The 18,749-nt window shown below is 65.7% G+C and carries 14 protein-coding genes; 6 read left to right on the forward strand and 8 right to left on the reverse strand.

The window, feature by feature from the left end:
* Nucleotides 1-4 precede the first annotated feature (4 nt).
* The 4 genes from ACVIJ6_RS19785 to ACVIJ6_RS19800 form a co-directional block, all read right to left on the reverse strand.
* Complete coding sequence (locus ACVIJ6_RS19785) at nucleotides 5-745, reverse strand: response regulator (protein ID WP_012046088.1); 741 nt, start codon at nucleotides 743-745, stop codon at nucleotides 5-7.
* Nucleotides 746-1,063: 318 nt separating this feature from the next.
* A complete protein-coding gene (locus ACVIJ6_RS19790; RefSeq protein WP_456774052.1) occupies nucleotides 1,064-2,281 on the reverse strand; it encodes an ABC transporter substrate-binding protein in 1,218 nt (405 codons plus the stop codon).
* A gap of 104 nt (nucleotides 2,282-2,385) precedes the next feature.
* Nucleotides 2,386-4,020 (reverse strand): DUF4403 family protein, encoded by a 1,635-nt coding sequence (locus tag ACVIJ6_RS19795; protein WP_456774053.1) that lies wholly within the window; start codon nucleotides 4,018-4,020, stop codon nucleotides 2,386-2,388.
* 283 nt (nucleotides 4,021-4,303) lie between these two features.
* Complete coding sequence (locus tag ACVIJ6_RS19800) at nucleotides 4,304-4,999, reverse strand: L,D-transpeptidase (protein ID WP_456774054.1); 696 nt, start codon at nucleotides 4,997-4,999, stop codon at nucleotides 4,304-4,306.
* Between the two features lie 355 nt (nucleotides 5,000-5,354).
* On the opposite strand from ACVIJ6_RS19800, the gene ACVIJ6_RS19805 reads away from it, so the two are divergent.
* The 3 genes from ACVIJ6_RS19805 (at nucleotide 5,355) to ACVIJ6_RS19815 (ending at nucleotide 7,929) form a co-directional block, all read left to right on the forward strand.
* Nucleotides 5,355-6,410: a glycosyltransferase family 4 protein gene (locus ACVIJ6_RS19805; RefSeq protein ID WP_456774055.1), complete on the forward strand. Its 1,056-nt coding sequence runs from the start codon at nucleotides 5,355-5,357 to the stop codon at nucleotides 6,408-6,410.
* A 51-nt stretch (nucleotides 6,411-6,461) separates the two neighbouring features.
* The gene (locus ACVIJ6_RS19810) at nucleotides 6,462-7,151 is read left to right on the forward strand and encodes a class I SAM-dependent methyltransferase (RefSeq protein WP_085972643.1); all 690 of its coding nucleotides are present in this window, start codon (nucleotides 6,462-6,464) and stop codon (nucleotides 7,149-7,151) included.
* Between the two features lie 145 nt (nucleotides 7,152-7,296).
* On the forward strand, nucleotides 7,297-7,929 hold the full coding sequence (locus ACVIJ6_RS19815) for a hypothetical protein (RefSeq protein ID WP_172241518.1): 633 nt from the start codon (nucleotides 7,297-7,299) through the stop codon (nucleotides 7,927-7,929).
* Nucleotides 7,930-8,387: 458 nt separating this feature from the next.
* Here ACVIJ6_RS19815 and ACVIJ6_RS19820 read toward each other — a convergent pair whose 3' ends face one another.
* Nucleotides 8,388-10,052: an aminotransferase class III-fold pyridoxal phosphate-dependent enzyme gene (locus tag ACVIJ6_RS19820; protein ID WP_456774056.1), complete on the reverse strand. Its 1,665-nt coding sequence runs from the start codon at nucleotides 10,050-10,052 to the stop codon at nucleotides 8,388-8,390.
* A 35-nt stretch (nucleotides 10,053-10,087) separates the two neighbouring features.
* On the opposite strand from ACVIJ6_RS19820, the gene asd reads away from it, so the two are divergent.
* The 3 genes from asd (at nucleotide 10,088) to ACVIJ6_RS19835 (ending at nucleotide 13,464) form a co-directional block, all read left to right on the forward strand.
* Complete coding sequence (gene asd / locus ACVIJ6_RS19825) at nucleotides 10,088-10,969, forward strand: archaetidylserine decarboxylase (protein WP_456774057.1); 882 nt, start codon at nucleotides 10,088-10,090, stop codon at nucleotides 10,967-10,969.
* A 108-nt stretch (nucleotides 10,970-11,077) separates the two neighbouring features.
* Entirely contained in the window at nucleotides 11,078-12,094 is a 1,017-nt protein-coding gene (locus ACVIJ6_RS19830; protein WP_456774058.1) for an NUDIX domain-containing protein, read from the forward strand.
* 473 nt (nucleotides 12,095-12,567) lie between these two features.
* Nucleotides 12,568-13,464, forward strand: coding sequence for a DUF3313 domain-containing protein (locus tag ACVIJ6_RS19835; RefSeq protein WP_456774059.1), 897 nt, complete (start codon nucleotides 12,568-12,570; stop codon nucleotides 13,462-13,464).
* Between the two features lie 369 nt (nucleotides 13,465-13,833).
* Here the strand turns inward: ACVIJ6_RS19835 and ACVIJ6_RS19840 are convergent, their stop codons facing one another.
* From ACVIJ6_RS19840 to ACVIJ6_RS19850, 3 genes are read right to left on the reverse strand one after another with little or no spacing between them, the layout of a single operon-like run.
* On the reverse strand, nucleotides 13,834-15,795 hold the full coding sequence (locus tag ACVIJ6_RS19840) for a MacB family efflux pump subunit (protein WP_456774060.1): 1,962 nt from the start codon (nucleotides 15,793-15,795) through the stop codon (nucleotides 13,834-13,836).
* Nucleotides 15,795-17,090 (reverse strand): efflux RND transporter periplasmic adaptor subunit, encoded by a 1,296-nt coding sequence (locus ACVIJ6_RS19845; protein WP_456774061.1) that lies wholly within the window; start codon nucleotides 17,088-17,090, stop codon nucleotides 15,795-15,797. Before ACVIJ6_RS19845 ends, ACVIJ6_RS19840 begins: the two co-directional genes overlap by 1 nt.
* Nucleotides 17,091-17,125: 35 nt before the next feature.
* Nucleotides 17,126-18,601: an efflux transporter outer membrane subunit gene (locus tag ACVIJ6_RS19850; protein ID WP_456774062.1), complete on the reverse strand. Its 1,476-nt coding sequence runs from the start codon at nucleotides 18,599-18,601 to the stop codon at nucleotides 17,126-17,128.
* Between the last annotated feature and the right edge of the window lie 148 nt (nucleotides 18,602-18,749).

Genomic DNA, 18,749 nt, shown 5'->3' on the forward strand with positions numbered 1-18,749 from the left:
GCGGTCAGTGGTTCTGCGGCGCCGTCACCACCTCGACGACAGGCGTGAACATGTAGCCGCCGGATCGCACCGTCTTGATCATGGTGGCCTCCTGCGGATCCGGCTCGATCTTGCGGCGGATGCGGCTGACCAGCACGTCGATGGAGCGTTCGAACGAGCCGGCGCTGCGGCCCTGCGTCAGGTCGAGCAGGCTGTCGCGCGACAGCACGCGGCCCGGCCGTTCGCAGAAGGTGCGCAACAGATCGAACTCGGCGCTGGTCATCGCGACGCGTGCGCCTTCGGGATTGCGCAGCTCGCGCAGCCGGAAATCGATCCGCCAGCCGAGGAAGCTCAGCGCGGTCGCGCCCTCGGTTGCGCTTGCGGTCATCGCGGCGGCCTGCCGGCGCAGCACGGCATTGATCCGGGCGAGTAGCTCGCGTGGATTGAACGGCTTCGGCAGATAGTCGTCAGCGCCCATTTCCAGGCCGAGAATGCGGTCGACATCCTCGCCCCGCGCAGTGAGCATGATGATCGGAACCTGCGATTCGGCGCGTAGCTTGCGGCAGAGGGTCAGGCCGTCCTCGCCCGGCAACATCACGTCGAGGATCAAAAGGTCGATCCGGTGATCGCCCATGATGCGGGTCATCTCGCGGCCGTCGGTCGCGGTCGTGACATTGCAGGAATTGTTGCGCAGATATTTCGCGATCAGCGTCCGCGTTTCGCGGTCGTCCTCGACGACAAGGATGTGTGGTTGTGTCTGGGCCATACCGTCAATTGACCTAGAATCGCGGCGTTTTGCGAAGAATTTTGTTACGTAATGTTTCCTGGCGGCAACGTCGGGCAAGCCAGTGAAACGTCTTTCCTACCTGTTGCTGCTTTCATCAGGGCCCGTCAAGCTCACAGGTGAAGAAGCGGACAAGTCGTGGCTTCAGGTTGTCCGCGACGTTGATGCATCAGGCTACCGCGAGCGGCACGTTCTGGTCGCGGTGCCCGGGGCCGGATTGGAATGCTTCAGAAAAAGCAGCGCGCCAGGCTTGGCCAGGCGCGCTGTCACGAATGAGTTGGGCAGGTCGCAGTCCGAGGCTCAGTTCGACTTCACCAGCGGACAGCCGCCTTTGTCGAGCGGGCGGAACGCCTCGTCGCCCGGCACGGTCGCGATCAGCTTGTAAAGGTCCCAGTCGCCCTTCGACTCCTCCGGCTTCTTGACCTCGAACAGATACATGTCGTGCACCATGCGGCCGTCGATGCGGATCTTGCCGTTCTTGGCGAAGAAATCGTTCACCGGCGTTGCGCGCATCTGCTCCATCACCTTCGGCGCCTCGTCGGTGCCGATGGCCTCGATCGCCTTGAGGTAATGCATCGTCGCGGAATAGAGCCCGGCCTGGATCATGGTCGGCATGTGCCCGACCTTGTCGTTGAAGCGCTTGGAGAAGGCGCGGGTCTCGTCGTTCATGTCCCAGTAGAACGCATCGGTGACGATCAGCCCGGCGGTCGATTTGATGCCGAGCGAGTGAACATCGGTGATCTCCATCAAGAGCGCGATCATCTTCTGGCCGCTCTGCGCCAAGCCGAATTCCGCCGCTTGCTTGAGCGCGTTCTGCGTATCGCCGCCGGCGTTGGCGAGACCGACCACCTTGGCCTTGGAAGCCTGGGCCTGCAGCACGAAGGAGGAGAAGTCCGACGAGTTCAACGGATGGCGCACGTCGCCGAGCACCTTGCCTCCGGCCTCCTTCACGACATTGGCGGCGTCGCGCTCCAGGGCCTGACCGAACGCGTAGTCGGCGGTGATGAAGAACCAGGTGTCCTCGCCGCGCTTGACCATCGCCTTGCCCGCCACGTTCGACAGCGCGTAGGTGTCATAGGTCCAGTGCACCGTGTTGGGCGAGCATTGGCTGCCGGTGATGTCGGATGAACCGCCGCCGGAATTGATGTGGATCTTGTTCTTCTCGCGGGTCAGCGCCGAGATCGGCAGCGCGACCGAAGAGGTCGGCACGTCGAAGATGGCATCGACCTTCTCATTGTCATACCAGTTGCGGGCGATGTTGACGCCGACATCCGGCTTGTTCTGGTGGTCGGCCGAGACCACTTCGACCTTCTTGCCCTTGACCTTGCCGCCATAATCCTCGACCGCCATCTGCACGGCCACCAGCGAACCCTTGCCGGTCGCGTCCGCATAGAGGCTGGACATGTCGGTGAGCACGCCGATCTTGACGACATCGTCCGAGATCGTCTGGGCCTGAGCGGTTCCGCAGAGGGCCGCGAGCGCGAGGGCTGCGGCGACGGCTTGCGCCGAAGGTTTCATGTTTCTCTCCCGAGATTGTTGTTGTTGGCGGGCGCAGTTCTAGCTGTCTTGACGGCGCCCTGCAAAGCGAGGCCGCGCATGGGACGGTTGCGAAAGGTTTCAGCTCACAGCCCTGGCAGCGCGTTGACACGCACCGTCATCGTCCCTTCGGCCGAGGCGATGACGCGCAGCGTTGTGGCGTCGAAGGCAATGTCGGTCAAAGCGAGATTGTTGACGTCGGTATCGACCCTGACGCCGTTTTCGTTCTTGTGCATTTCGGCCATCGCGGCGGCGACCTTCTCACGAAGATTATCGGCGAACGGCTTGAGATCGATCACCGAGCGCTCCAGCAACGCGCGCTGCAGATGCGGGACCGCAGCGCGCGCGGCGGCGCCGAGCAGGCCGAAGGCCGCATCCGATTCCACAGCCAGTTGCAGGTCGGACAGGCGCAGGATCTGCTGCGCCTGATCGACCATCGGCCGTCCCCAGATATGGACGGTTGCCTCGGCCCCGAACCCGAAGAAACTTTCCTTCTCCTTGCCCTTGACCTGGAGCGAGATCAGCAGCCGGTTACCGGAGGGGACCACGGTCGCATGCTTCACGGTGACGGCGACCGGGCCGGAGCCGTCTTCCGGAAACGTCCGCCCGGCGAGCTGCGAATCGACGAGCTTGTTGAGTTCGGTGAAGGGCACGTCGATCGGAACCGCGACATTGATGCCGCCGGCCGTGGGCGGGACGATCGTGATCTTCTCCGGGAACGGGCATTCCGGCTTGGTCTGCGCCGGCGTCACCCGTGTTTCGGCTTCGATCCCGATCGTGGCCGTTACGGCATTTGCGTCGATCACGGGTTGCGCGGCCAGCGCCCGGGTCGGCTTGATCTCGAGCCAGACGGCCGGCAGGCCGGGCGCCGTGCCCTGCAGCGGGACCGAGCGACAGGCGCGCTCCCATTGGATCTGCGCGTTCCGCCTCAGGGTCGGGTCCTTGCGCAGCCGCTCGCTGAGCACGCCGAGCTGATCATTGACGTTCTTGTCGATGATCGGCTTCATCTGCGCCGGCACGTTGAGGCGCGCCCCGGCAACGGTCAAAGCCGTGTCGCCCAGGTTGACCTGGGCGGCGAAGTTGGGCTCGACATACCAGGATGCGGCCAGCCGGGGGCGCATCGCGATCATGACATTGCCCTTGATGTCGGCGGTCGCGTTGAGATTCTTGATATTGACCCCGATCTGTTTGGCGGCGTCCGATCCAAGCAGTCCGCCGATGGCGTCTCCCAGGGCGCCGGTGGTCTTGGCCGACAACGTGCCCGTGACGTTGAGACGGCCCGACAGCGGCGTCGCGAGCGACAGCGTGTCCTGGGCACCGGTCGCGGCGATGGCGCCGCGCGACACGTTCCAGCCGATATCGGCATTCTGCAGCAGCTGCGTGACCGGATTCTCGGCCTTGCCCGAGAAATTGCGCGGCGTCGCCTTTTCGGCGGCGTCGCGGATGGCGCCGAGCGAGATCGACACCGGCGCCATGATGGTCGAGTTGCGGGTCGCCGGCGGCAATGGCGGCAACGCGGCCAATGGCGGTGGGGGGGTGGTGCTGGAGAACAGAAAGACTTCCGCGACGATGATGCCGATGAGAACGAGCGCTGCGAGCCCGGCCGCACCGAACAGGATGATTCGCAGCGGCGGCGGCGAGCGTCGCAGCGGCGGCTGCGATTTCGGAGCCAGCGGATGCGGCTTGTTCTGCCAGTCCGGACGCGGCGTCGGAAGCTTCATGTCGTATCCACGGACTCCAGCGGTGGCGATCCCGGCGCGCTCCGGCAACGGCGAGATCGCGGTTAATGCAAGGTTGCCAAGCTTACAGGGCCAAACGCAGGCGCGCCAGGGCAGCCGGACGCGCTGCCCGCCATCATTCGGTCGCGATGGTGAATGGCGCAGGCGGCGCCAGACGGCTTATCAGACCAGGGCGCAAAAAAAGACCGCCTGAGGCGCGGGGCCCGGGCGGTCCAAGTCTGGGAGGAAGGGGAAGATGAGAAGTGAACGACTGCAGGCGTGACGATCAGCGGGTGATGCGGCCGAGATCGGCGCGACGGTCCATCGGCAGCACGATCACCTTGGCGCCGACATTGACGCGCGCATAGAGGTCGATGACGTCCTGATTGGTCAGGCGGATGCAGCCCGAGGATACATGCGTGCCGATCGTTGCCGGCTGGTTGGTGCCGTGGATGCGATAGATCGTGCCGCCGAGATACATGGCGCGGGCGCCCAGCGGATTGCCTGGTCCGCCGGCCATGTGACGCGGCAGATAGGGCTGGCGGGCAATCATTTCCGGCGGCGGCGTCCAGTCCGGCCATTCGGCCTTCCTGGTGACCGATTGGGTGCCGGACCAGGTGAAGCCATCACGGCCGACGCCGATGCCGTAGCGCATCGCCTGGCCGTTGCCGAGCACGTAGTAGAGATAGGTGTTGGGCGTATCGATGATGACGGTGCCTGGCGCTTCGCGGGTGGCGTAGTTCACCACCTGGCGGCGCAGGCGGGCCGGCAAATCATAAGCCGTCGCGTCGTCCTCGCTGGGCGCGAGCGTCTGCGGTTCGGCTGCCGGCGGCTCGAAGCTCGGAACCGGTGGCAGCAGGAAAGGAAACGGGAGCGGGGCCGGCGAGGCGGCCTGTGTTGGCGTGGCCGTCACGATGGTCGCCGTCATCAGCGCGCCGGCGAGGATGCGGAAATGCCAACGGAATATGCCCGAGGTGAACATCAATGTCCCCTGTTTGATCGCGCGTGCGCCGCTGCCGTTACGTCGGTCAGCGGATTTGAAATCAGTCGCCTGTCATCAGCTTTGGCGCAGCTTGATCGGCGCCTTATGCTGCAACTCATAAGGGAGAAAAGTTTCGTTGCGTTTTCGTAGCAGGTGCAAAACGGCTTCGTCGGCTTAACCGTTTGTTTCATGACGGTTTCACGACAGCCGCTGCGCCGCGGGGGCCACGAACATCGCGGAAAACGGCCGGGAGCGGCAAAAAGAACCTTCGACAGTTCGATGACGTCACACGCCTGAAATAAGAATGTCGGAATTTGCGGATGTTCAGAATCGCTGCAACTTTCCGGATCGACTTATGCGGATCTTAATCGCAACCGACGCCTGGCACCCGCAGGTCAATGGCGTGGTGCGCACGCTCACGTCGCTGTCGCGCGCGGCCGCGGGCCTCGGCGCCGATATCACCTTCCTCACGCCGGAGGGGTTTCCGTCATTCGGTGTGCCGACCTATCCGGGCCTGCGGCTTGCGATCACCAAGGCCAGCGAAATCGCTCGCCGCATCGAGGCCGCAGCACCTGATGCAATTCACATCGCCACCGAAGGCACGATCGGCTGGGCGGTGCGCCGCTATTGTCTGCGCCATGGCCTGCCATTCACGACCTCCTACACGACGCGTTTCCCGGAATATGTGTCGGTGCGTACCGGCATTCCCGACGCGGTCGGCTATTGGGTGATGCGCCGCTTTCACGATGCCGCGGCCATGACCATGGTGGCGACCAACTCGCTGAAGCAGGACCTGGCCTCGCGCGGCTTCAAGAAGCTCGGTTTCTGGACGCGCGGCGTCGACACCAAGCTGTTCAATCCGGACGAGCCTGCCGCGCTCGATCTGCCGCGTCCGGTGTTCATGACTGTCGGCCGCGTCGCGGTCGAGAAGAACCTGGAAGCGTTCCTGTCGCTCGATCTGCCGGGCTCGAAGGTCGTGGTCGGCGGCGGTCCGCAGAAGGCCGAACTGGAGCGCCGTTTTCCGAAGGCGCATTTCCTCGGCGAGAAGACCGGCAAGGACCTGACCGCGCATATGGCGGCGGCCGATGTCTTCGTGTTTCCGAGCCTGACCGATACTTTCGGCGTGGTGCAGCTCGAATCGCTGGCCTGCGGCACGCCGGTGGCGGCGTTCCCGGTCACCGGACCGCTCGACGTCATTGCCGATCATCCGATCGGTGCGATCGACTGGGACCTGCGCGCCGCCTGCCTCAAGGCCCTGACCATGTCGCGCGAGACCTGCCGCGCCTTCGCGCTGGATCGCTCCTGGGAGAACAGCGCGCGCCAGTTCATCGGCAATCTCGCCGTGCTGCAGCCGTCCCGTGTCGTGCGTCCCACGCCGGTGCTGGTCGGGCAGAGCGTCGTACGCGGCTGACGGCTAACATCGCGTCACCACATCAATTGCAAAACAGAGTGAGATGTAACGATGGCAGAAACTATGAAGCTCCGCGGTGCGCAGGAGCTTGATTTCGATCGCGAGCAGGTCGAACAGGCCTATGATCGCTGGGCGCCGATCTACGACCTCGTCTTCGGCGGCGTGTTCGAGAAGGGCCGCAAGGCCGCGATCAGCGCCACTAACAAGCTCGGCGGGCGCGTGCTCGAGGTCGGTGTCGGCACCGGCATCTCGCTGCCGCTTTATGCCCCGCATGTCCGGGTATTCGGCACCGACATTTCCGAGGCGATGCTCGGCAAGGCGATGCGCCGCGTCGCCGAGCAGCGGCTGAAGAATGTCGAGGGTCTGGCGGTGATGGATGCCGAGAACCTCGATTTTCCCGACGACTCCTTCGATGTCGTGATGGCGCAATATGTCGTGACCGCCGTGCCGAATCCGGAAGTCGCGCTCGACGAGTTCGCCCGCGTGCTGCGTCCCGGCGGCGAGCTGATCATCCTTACCCGCGTCAGCGCCGATGATGGTCTGCGCCGGGTCATCGAGCAGGCGTTGCAGCCGGTGGTGCGCCGGCTCGGCTTCCGCACCGCCGAGTTCGGCTGGTCGCGCTACATGCGCTGGCTCGCTGGCGCGCAGCGCATGGAGCTGGTCGAGCGCCGCCTGATCCCGCCGCTCGGACACTTCTCGCTGGTGCGCTTCCGCAAGCAGGACCTCGCTGCCGCAGCCTGAGGCGCGGCAGCCTCCCTCCGCGGCGCGCGCGCTTCTCGGTAGTTTTCGACGTTTTCTTGCGTCCGATCGTGTGACATCTTGATGATGTCACACGATCTACACCGAATCCCTGTACACGACCTGCAACTCATTCTTCGGAGCAACCATGATCAAGCATTTCCTGGAGCAGCTGCGGATCCAGCGCTGGGACGACCATCGCTATTATCACCACAGCCGCATCAATCAGAGCCTGCACTTCGTCAGCGCGCTCAGCTTCCTGATCGCCTATGTGATGATGGTGTTTGATCCGCTGATGTCGGCGCTGATCGGTTGGCTGGTGTCGATGACGTCGCGCCAGGCCGGGCATTTCTTCTTCGAGCCGAAGGGTTATGACCACGTCAACCAGGCGACCCACGAGCACAAGGAAGAGATCAAGGTCGGCTATAATCTGCAGCGCAAGGTCGTGCTGATGTCGATCTGGGCCGCGGCCCCGGTGGTGCTGTATCTGCAGCCGACCCTATTCGGCCTGCTGTCGCCCTGGACCACGGCGATGGATTTCGCCCGCGAGACCGCCAAGCTCTGGCTCGTGATCGGCATCGGTGGCCTCGTCTTCCGCACCGTCCAGCTGTTCTTCATCCGCGACGTCGAGACCGGCCTGGTCTGGATGACCAAGATCATCACCGACCCGTTCAACGATTTCATGCAGTACCGCTCGGCGCCGCTGGCGCTGCTGCGCGGCGAGCTGATCGATCCGGGCCTTCACCTGATGGGCGAGAACCTCGAAGAGCAGCACGCCTGAGCCGGGCGCTCGATCTGAACTGCGCGATGCCCGGGCCTGCCCCGGGCATCGGTGTTTGTGGGAACGTCTCGATGTTGGACGCAAGCTGTCGCGATGAGCGCGGTGCGCTCCCTCCCCCGGTTGCGGGGGAGGGCCGGGGAGGGGGCAGGCGTGCTCCGCCCAGTATGCGAGCGCCAGAGGCGACAGCCGCCGCCCGTCGGGGTCTGCAGGCGGGCCGAACTGCCCCGCAAGGGAGCATGGCGATTCCATACAAGAAGAGGGGACTGTCGCGACGAGCAGTTTTGCTCGTGAGCTACACCGTCATGCCCAGGCCTGTCCTGGGCATCCATGTCGTTCCCGGGATGCCGACCAACGTGGCTGGCCGGGACAAGCCCGGCTATGACGGCCTGGAGACAGACGAGTGCAAAACTCCGATCGCCGTCGGCGACCGCCCCGCGAAAGCGGGGCAGAGAGCGACCTCAACGGCCGACCACGGCGCCGAGCATTTCTTTCAGGATCTGGCGCTTGATCGCCTTGTTGGTGAGGGTGCCATCGTTCCACCACCAGCCGTCCTGCTTCATCTTCTCCGCCGCCAGGACGAAGCGCTTGGTGACCTCGGCGAAATCGGCGTCGGTGTAGTTCAGGCTGAAGATGAAGCGGCCGGTGCCGATCCAGCTGAGCGCCAGGCCTTCGGCGCGCAGATAGAATTGCAGCATCCAATTGTAGCGCGAGGGCACGGTGTACTCGACCAGCCAGATCGACTGCAGATTGGACACGTGCACCGGCAGGTCGCGCGCGCTCAGGGCGGTGTTGAGCTCGCGGGCGCGGCCGTCCCAGGTGGCGTCGAGCCCGTCATAAATGGTGCGGAAGTTCGGGCTGTCGAGCCGGCTCAGGAACTCGTCCATCGCCGTCATCACGTAAGGGTGCGAGTTGAAGGTGCCGCGGGCAAAGCAGATGTCGGCCGGACGGTCGTCGCGGAAGCGGCGCATCAGTTCGTGCCGGCCGCAGACCACGCCGATCGGCAGGCCGCCGCCGAGGCTCTTGCCGTAGGTCACCATGTCGGCCTTGACGCCGAAATATTCCTGGGCGCCGCCCGGGGCGAGCCGGAAGCCGAGGAACACCTCGTCGAACAGCAGCACGATGCCACGCTCGGTGCAGACCTCGCGCAACTGCTTCAGCCAGGCCGTGTAGGCCTCGCGGTCGTAGCGGCCTTTGCGCGAGGAATCGACCAGCGCGGAATCGCCCGGCGCGTTGCCGTTCGGATGCAGCGCCTGCAGCGGATTGACCAGCACGCAGGCGATGTCGCGCCGTGTGCGCAGGACGTGCAGCGTACGTTCCGACATTTCGGCCAACGTATAGGTCTCGTGCGGCGCGATCGGATTGCCGACGCCGGGCTGCACGTCGCCCCACCAGCCATGATAGGCGCCGGCGAAGCGCACCAGATGGCTGCGGCCGGTGTGGTAGCGGGCGAGCCGCACCGCCTGCATGACAGCTTCGGTGCCGGACATGTGGAACGAGACCTCGTCCATGCCGGACAGTTCGGTCAAGCGCTTCACATTGTCGGCAACGACCGGATGATACAGGCCGAGCACCGGGCCGAGCGCCTGCGCGCGCCGCTCGGCGGCCGCGATGCACTCCTTGTAGAAGTCGTAGCCGAAGATGTTGACTCCGTAGGAGCCGGTGAGGTCGTAGAACTGGTTGCCGTCGAGGTCGGTCAGCGTGACGCCGGACGAGGCCTGCATGAACGAGCCAGCGCCGAGCTGCTCCTTGACCAGCCGGCTGTATTGGAACGGCACGCGGTAGGACTGGGTGAATTGCAGGTCGGAGATGCGGCTCGCCGCCTCGGCGGTGAGCGCGCGGCTCTTGGCGAATTTCTCCTGGAACAGCGCGCCGAGCCGGAAGAAGCCGTCCTGGCGTCGGGTGGCGATCTCCTGCGGCGCGCCATCGGAGCGGAAGAAGTCGTCGATCTCGAACTCATAGCGCGGGATCAGCCTGGAGATCCGCCGCGACATCTTGGAATGGCCGGCGAGCGAGCGGTGCTTGGCACGCGACAGCTCGATGCGGGCCTTGACCTTGGGGGCGACGGCGGCCGTCACGGCAGCGCCAATCGCCAGCGTTACATAAGGAATCGCGTTTTCCATCATGCCCAAAAGCGCTAACCACTCCTGCTGACAGATTCATGACAGTCAAAAGCCTGATCGCCTCCTTCACCCAACAGGAAGACCTCAACTTCCTGCTCACCAACCGCGTGCCGCGCGCCGCGCTGACCCGCTTCATGGGCTGGTTCTCCAAGATCGAGAATCCGCTGGTGAAGGACGCCTCCATCGCGCTGTGGAAGCTGTTCTCCGATCTCGACCTCTCCGAGGCCAAGGAGAGCGAGTTCAAGAGCCTGCACGCCTGCTTCACCCGCGAGCTGAAGGCCGGGCTGCGGCCGTTCGATCCCGATCCCGCGATCGTGACCAGCCCGTCCGACGGCATCGTCGGCGCCCATGGCCAGATCCGCGATGGCGAACTCTATCAGATCAAGGGCGCGCCTTACGCCTTGCGCGACCTCGTCATGGATCCCGCCGTGGTCGAGACCCATCGCAACGGCTGCTTCATCACCATCCGGCTGACCTCGAGCATGTATCACCGCTTTCACGCGCCAGCGGACATGACGCTCGACCATGTCAGCCTGATCCATGGCGACGTCTGGAACGTCAATCCGATCGCGCTGAAGCGCGTCGAGCGGCTGTTCTGCAAGAATGAGCGCGCCGTCATCCGCACCCATCTCGCGACAGGCGAGCCGTTCACCATCGTGCCGGTCGCCGCGATCCTGGTCGCCAGCATCCGCCTGCACGCGTTGGACCGCGTATTGAACGCGCAGACCGAACGGCCGCTCGCCTACAGCTGCGACAATGTCGTGCGCAAGGGCGATGAGCTCGGCTGGTTCGAGCACGGCTCCACCATCATCCTGCTTGCGCCTGGCGACTTCACCTTCTGCCCCGAGATCGCCGAGGGCGCGCGGATTCGCGCCGGTCAGCCGCTGTGGCGCAGGCGCGTCGCCGCCGAGGGAATGTAAGATCTGCGCCACCGGCGCTCGATTTCGCCGTTGCGCTTCACTATATCGTTGCGCTCAATTCACGAATCGGGATCGCGGCCCCCGCGATCCCCGGCCACAGGAGAGGCGATGGCGAGAGCGCCCATCATGGCGGCAGGCGGCATTGTGCTGCGGCGGGAGCAACCGCCGCGGGTCGCGGTGGTGCGCCTGCGCAAGCGCGACGAATGGGTGCTGCCCAAGGGCAAGCTGGACGACGGCGAGACGCCGCGTGACGCCGCCAAGCGCGAGGTGCTGGAAGAGACCGGCCACAGGGTGACCGTGCACGAGTTCCTCGGCACCTTGGTTTACGACACCGGCACCCGCTCGAAGGTCGTGCATTATTGGCGCATGGAGGCGTCCGGGGACCAAATGCAGCCGCTTATGGACGATGTTCGCGCGGTCGACTGGCTGCCGCTCGACGCCGCTGTCGAGCGGCTGTCGCGCGATCACGAGAAGACCTTCCTGGAGACGGTCGGCCCCTATGCGCTGGCCGGCCTGATTCGCAAGGTCAAGGCGAAGCCGGCGCTGGAACCCAAGGTCGCGGCCGAAAAGGCGCAGGCCGATAAAGCCTCGGCAGAAAAGTCCTCGGCAGAGAAGGCCTCGGCGGAGAAGAAGCCGGCAGAGACGGTCGTGGCGGAAAAGCCTGCGACGGCCAAGAAGCGCCGCAGCCGCGTTACTCTGTCGTCGCAGGTCCCCGCGCCGCCGCCAGAGCCGGCCGAGGCGCCCCCGGAGATCGCGTGCGAGCCCGCAGCCGAGGTGGTGCCCGTGCTGGAGCCCCCCGCGCCGGTCCAGCCCGACACACCCGCGCCGTTGCAGGTCGAAGCGGAGACCTTGCAGCCGGCACCGCCGGAAACCGAGCGCGCGCCGGCGGATCTCGCGCGCGTCGAGGCGGTGGCGGCCGCGATCAAATCGCTGGTGCCCGGCTCTCCTGCGCCGGCCGCCGAGGACGCCCGCGCGAGCGCCGAAGCGCCATCGGACATGCCGAATGCGGACGCGGCGGCAGAGCTGCGCCCGGACACGTCTTCAGCCGTCGCGGATGAGCCCAATGGCAGCGCCCGGCGCAGCCTGGCGCAGAAGATGCGGGCCTGGCTCGGCCGCGCCGCCTGAGCGTGCTTGGCGAAGCGGTTGATCCGCAACGGATCCTGCCGAAAGCCCCCTGTGCGGGCCGCGCGCGGCAATGACTGCTGTCCGCTGCGCAAAATTGCTGAGAACCAATCGCGCTATTGCGGGGTGACGCGGGTCCGTCAGGTGCGCCGCCTCTCGCGTGGCGGACTCATGCGGGGTCTCCGCTGACCCACGAGGGGAGTGGGGACATTGGCTTATCGCTGCGCGGCTCGTCCTAATCAGTTGTCCTATCGACCTGCCGGATAGGCGACCCTTCCTGGAGGCCGGGCTCCCGTAGGAGAATAGTGCTTGTCGCGGCAACGCCATGCTCGCGACACGCACGCCGCACTCTCTCCGTGGTTCGCGCCGTTTCGTAACATCTCTCCACGCTTCCGCCCTACGCTGTCCGAATTGTCGGATGAGAAGGATGCCCCGTCCGCAAAGGGCGGACATGATAGGCGTGAGGCGGTCCGGGCATGGTCGAAGTCGACATCGCGTGTTGGGTGAGATCGTACACGTCGGCCGCCGCTCGCGTGACCATGCTTTGCACGGCCCTGGGCCTGGCCAGTTGCGCCACCGCGCCGATGACGCAGAGCGGGGCGCTCGCGTCCTATCAGACGCTGTCCGAATCCAACGGCGTTCTCGCCAAGTCCTTGCTGAACGTCGACAAGGACGCGGTGCTCGCGGCCTCGACCATCCGCATCATGCCGACGTCGTTTTCCGGACAGGCCAACGAGGTTCTGAGCGACGAGCAGCGCCGGCTGGTCGCCAATGCCGTCGATCGCGCGCTGTGTCTCAATCTGAGCGAACGTTTCACGGTCGTCGCTCCGTATGAGAAGGCCGACCTGACGACGCGCACCTTCATCACCCAGGCGGCGGCAACCGACCCGGTCGCGGCGGGGGCGTCCAAGGTCGTGTCGGCCGTGCCCGGTGCGCTCGGCGTTCCCGTGCCGGTGCCGCGGCTGCCGATCGGCCTCGGCAGTCTCACGGTCGAAGCTGAGGCGGTCGACCGCAAGGGACGTCAGCAGGCTGCGATGGTGTGGGCGCGTGGCGCCAATTCGTTCACCAATTCGCCGGTGCTGTCACAGGCCGGCGACGCCTATGATCTGGCGGCCTCGTTCAGCGCCGATTTCGGCCAGATGCTGGTGACCGGCGAGACGCCGTTCGGCAAGGCGCCGAAGCTGCCGTCGATTGAACGGATCGGCGCCGCGCTGGGGGGAAAGCCAAAGTACGTGGCCTGCGAGGTGTTCGGCCGCGATCCCGGCCTGATCGGCATGGTCGCCAACCGGCTCGGCGCACCGCCCGAATGGGTCGACAAGGGCGCCGTTGCCAAGGACGCCGCAGCGAGCACGCAGATGGCGGCGAAGCGGTAGCGCCAGCGCGCGGAGGGCGGCTGTGTCAGGCCAACTGCGGAAGACGCCATCCGGCGCAGGACCATCCCATATGGCGCTTTACAGAGTGCGCCCATCTGTCTCCACGTCATGGCCGGGCTTGTCCCGCCTGCCCGGGCCTACGCCGCGCCGGAGCGGCTACGGCCGCGCAGGCGGAACAAGCCCGGGCATGACGGAGTAACAGATTGGCAGGCGTTCTTGCTGCGATTGTCCCATTTCGTCAAATGCGATCGCCTTGCTGCAGGGTGGGGGGCGCCGAGCTCGCCGTGCTTCAATCGCCATGGGTGAGAGCGCAGCTGTCGTTCATCAACTCGGATCGTCTGAGATGCTAAGCCCCCTGTGTGCCGAGACCTATTCCCGCGCCAGCGCTGTCGCCGGATCGAGCCGCGACGCGCTGCGTGCGGGCATGTAGCCGAAGCCGATCCCGATCGCCATCGAGATGACCGCGGAGCCGACCATGGCGAGCGGTGAATAGATCAGCTGAAAGCCGACATCGAGTGCATTGAAGATGGAGCCGAAGCCGACAGCGAGTCCGAGGCCCAGCGCGCCGCCCAGCAGGCAGACCAGCACCGCCTCGATCAGGAACTGCATCAGGATGTCGCTGCGGCGAGCGCCGACCGCCATGCGTACGCCGATCTCGCCGACGCGCTCGGACACCGACACCAGCATGATGTTCATGACGCCGATGCCGCCGACCAGCAGCGAAATCACGGCGATGGCCGCGACCAGCAGCGTCAGCACCTGCGTGGTGCTCTCGACCGTCTTGCGGATGTCGTCGGTGTTGAGGACAAAGAAATCCTTGGCGTTGTGGCGCGCGGTGAGCAGCGCCGTCGCCGCGCGCTCGGCGGCGGCCATCGGCGTCGCCTCGTCGACGCGCACGCTGATGCTGCGCAGCACCTGGTTGCCAATGAAGCGGGCCTGCACAGTGGTGTAGGGGAGATAGACGATCGGCGTCGAGCTGGAGCCGAACCCGGCCTGCTGCTGCTTGGTGACGCCGACGACGCGGCAGGGCACCTTGCCGATCAGGACCACGCTGCCGAGCGGGCTCACATCCAGATCCGGAAACAGCGCCTTGCGCGCATTGTCGTCGATCACCGCATCCTGGGCGTAGGAGCGCACCGTGTCGGCGTCGAGATAGCTGCCTTCCGCGAGCTCGGTATTCTTGACGCGGAAATATTGCTCGCCGACGCCCGAGACCTGCGCGCTGACCTCGATGGCGCCAAAACGCAGGGTGCTGGTGGTCGACACCGTCGGCGAGATCGCATCGACATAGGGCTGCTCTGCCATGACCTTGGCGTCGGCGAGCACCAGGGTCCTGATCTTGTTGGCGCGCGTGTCGCCGAAATCCTTGCCCGGAAAGAACTCCAGCGTGTTGGTGCCGAGCCGGTTGATGTCTTTCAGTACGCGCGCCTGCGAGCCCTTGCCGAGCGCCAGCACCAGCACGACGGAGGCGACGCCGATGATGATGCCGAGCATCGTGAGGAAGGCCCGCATCCGGTGTGCGTTCATGGCGAGCAGCGCCATCCGCGAGGCTTCCCGGAAGCGATCGAGATAGCTGCGCCACCATGACGATGCGGAGGGCGTCAGGACCTCGGCTGCCGTGGTCGTAGCCTGTGTCGAGCTGCGTGGATTGAGCCGGTCGGAGATGACGCGGCCATCCTGGATTTCGATGATGCGCCGCGCCCGCTGCGCGACGCCGGCGTCGTGCGTCACGATGATGACCGTGCGCCCGGAGGCGCTGATCTCGTCGAGAATGCGCAGCACCTCCTCGCCGCTGGCGCGGTCGAGTGCACCGGTCGGCTCGTCGGCGAGGATGACGTCGGGATCGTTGACCAGCGCGCGGGCGATCGAGACTCGCTGCTGTTGGCCGCCCGAGAGCTGGCCTGGCCGGTGATCGATGCGGCTCCCCATGCCGAGCCGCTGCAGCAGCGCCTCGGCCTTGTGGCGTCGCGCAGCCTGCGTGAGCCCTGAATAGACGGCGGGAACCTCGGCGTTCTGCGCGGCGGTCAGTTCGCCGAGCAGATGGTAGCGCTGAAAGATGAAGCCGAAATGCTCGCGACGCAACGCCGCGAGCTCGTCCGGATCGAGCGAGCTCATCTCGCGGCCGGCGATCCGGTAGCTGCCGGAGGTCGGCCGATCAAGGCAGCCGAGGATGTTCATCAAGGTCGATTTGCCGGAGCCCGACTGGCCGATGATCGCCACCATCTCGCCGCGTGCGATCTGGATGTCGATCCCGCGCAAGGCGTGCACCGTGCTGTCGCCGGAGGCATAGCGGCGTCCAACATTCTGCAGGTCGATCAGCACCTCTGCCATCATGGCCCTCCGGATGACGGCGGCGGTGGCATCACGGCTTGCTTCGGACCTTCCTCGGGCATGGCGATGACGACGCGCTGGCCCTCGCTCAGGCCGGACTTCACCTCGGCCCGAATCTTGTTGTTGAGGCCGATGCGCACGTTGCGCTTCTCCAATGCCCCGGCGCCATTGAGCAGACGGACCGTATAGCTGCCGTCCGGATTGGCGTTGCCGAGCGCGGAGGACGGAATCGTCGGCACGTGGCGCGCTTCACCAAGCAGGATGTGGACCTCGGCCGTCATGTAGGTCATCAACTGCCCATCCGGATTGGCGACGTTGAAGACGCCGTTGTAATAGATCGCCGAGGACGTGGTGGAAGAGGACGAGCTGCTGCTGCTCGATGTCGTCGTCGAGGTCGATGAGAAGCTCGAATCGCTCTTGATCGATTCCGGGGCCGGCTCGATGGAGTCCAGGGTCGCGTGGAAGCGGCGATCGGGATCGCCGAGGATCGTGAAGTAGACGTTCTGTCCCGGCTTGACCCTGACGACATCGGCCTCGGAGATTTCCACGCGCACGGTCATCGTCTCGACCTGGCCGAGCACGACGATCGTCGGCGCCGACTGCACCGCATTCACCGTCTGGCCCTGCTGGGTCACGATGGACAGCACGGTGCCGTCGATCGGTGCGGTGATCCTGGTATAAGCGAGGTTCACGCGCGCAGTCTCGATGGCGACCTCCGCCTCGACGATCTGCGCATCGAGCTGCGCGATCTGGGCCTGCGTCTGCTTCACGGTCGCTTCGGCATTGTCGTAATCCGCCCGCGACGACGCCTTCTGCGCCAGCGTGACCTGCTGCCGCGCCATATTGGCCTCGGCAAGAGCCAGCGTGGCGACCTTCTCGTCGCGCTGCGCACGCACGTTGCGCAGGGCGGCCTCATTGGTCCGCAGCGTGTTTTGTTGCGTCAGCGAGTCGATTTCGCCGATGAGGTCACCCGCTCTGATCTTCTGGCCGAGCCCGACATTGAGTGTCACCAGCCGTCCCGAGGCCTGGGCGCCGACCGCAACAAGCTTGACCGGCTTCAAGGTGCCGGTCGCGAGCACGGTCTGCTCGACATCGCCGATCGTGACCGGGGCCGTGACCAGATTGGCGTTGGGATTTTTGCTGTAGCGGGCAACGAGCAGAGCGACCACTGCCAGCGCGATGGCCGCACCGACGATCAGTCGTGACCAGCGGCGCTGCGGCTTCGGCTTGACCGGCGACGAAACGCCGCCGTCGATGGCGGCCGGTCTGGGCATGGGAGGCAGGGGCGCGTTCATGGCGAGGGTTTGATCTCTTCGGAAAAACGCTTCGGTTACCTGGCCACGACAGTCTGCGCCAGATGTGGACCGGTGTTGTCGTCGACGACAATGGGAACGGAGCTGTCGATCGCGCCGGTCCAGCCGCCGCCGAGCGCCTTCGCCAGCGCCACGTAGTCCTTTGCCAGCGTGGCCCGGCTTGACAGCAGGCTGTCTTCGGCGGTGAATTGCGAGCGCTCGGCATCGAGCACGTCGAGGAAGGTGCTGGAGCCGGTCTCGTACAGCGAGCGCGACAGCTTGGCGGCCTCGCTGTAACGGCGCGCCGATTCCGTCAGGCTGCGAATGCGGATGCGCTCCTGGGCGAGGTTGACGATGGCGTTCTCGACATCCTCCAGCGCGCTTAGCACGGCGCTCTGCCAGGCCACATGATATTGGTCACGCTGCGCCTCCGCGACCTCGACCGCAGCCTGCAGCTTGCCGCCATTGAAGATCGGGACGGAGAGGCTCGGCCCGATCGACCAGCCGATCGTCGAACTCTTGCCGATGTCGCCGAGCTTCAGCGCTGACGTCGAGACGGTGCCGCTGAGGCTGACATCCGGATAGAGCGCCGCGGTCGCCTGGCCGATCTTCGCCGTATATTGCGCAAGCTGACGCTCGGCCTTGCGCACGTCGGGCCGCATCACCAGCATGTCGGCAGGGATGCCCTTGGGCAGCGGCAGACGTGGCGAGGGGATGGCCGTGGCGCGCGACAGCCGCAGGCTGAGCGCCGCCGGATCGCGGCCGAGCAGCACGCCGAGCCGGTGCACGGCCTGCTGATAGGAGCTCTCATAGGTCGGTATCGTCGCCTCGGTGCTGGCAGCGAGCGCGTTCGCTTTGGCCGTGTCGACGGCGGACGCCGAACCGGCGTTCTGCTTGCGCTCGGTCAGCGCGGCGGTCTCGCGTTGCGAGGCCGCGGTGCGCTTGGCCAACGCCACCCGCGCCTGGTAGGCGCGGGCATCGATGTAGTTGGAGGCGACGTCGCCGACCAGGGTCAGCAGCGTCGCGCGCAGATCGTCATCCGCAGCGTCGACGCCATATGATGCGGCTTCGACCGCGCGGCGATTGGCGCCGAACAGATCGAGCTCCCAGCTCGAATCGAAGCCGGCCTGATATTGGCTGTAGGTGGTCGGGCCGATGGCGACACCGCCCGTCGACGAGCTGGCGCTGCGTGTTTCGGTCGCGGAGCCGGTGCCGCTGATACTCGGAAACAGCGCGCCGACCGCCTGGCGCTGGGTGGCGCGAGCCTCTCGGATGCGCGCCTTAGCCGAGGCCACGTCGAGATTGCCGCCGACAGCCTCGGTGATCAGCTGGTCGAGTTGCGGATCAGCGAGGTTGCGCCACCATTGCGCGAGCTTCAGCGCCTGCGCGGGGCGGCGGCGTTCGCTGCTCCAGCTTTTCGGCACGCCGAAATCCGGCGTGACGTAGTCCGGGCCGACGGCGCAGCCGGCGAGCAGCGGGGCTGCGAGGCATAATGCGAGCAGGAGGCGTGTCACGGCGGCTGGCGATCGCGTTCGGAAGCGGGCCGCGCCGGCCGGTCGGCCACGCCGCAGGACTTCCCTGTTGATGCTTCATTGATGCCCAAAGCCTTAAGCGGTAAGCCGATTGCGCGGGATTAAGTCGCGTGAAGAAATGTTTCCGCCT

It is taken from the genome of Bradyrhizobium sp. USDA 4369 (genome assembly GCF_054056435.1).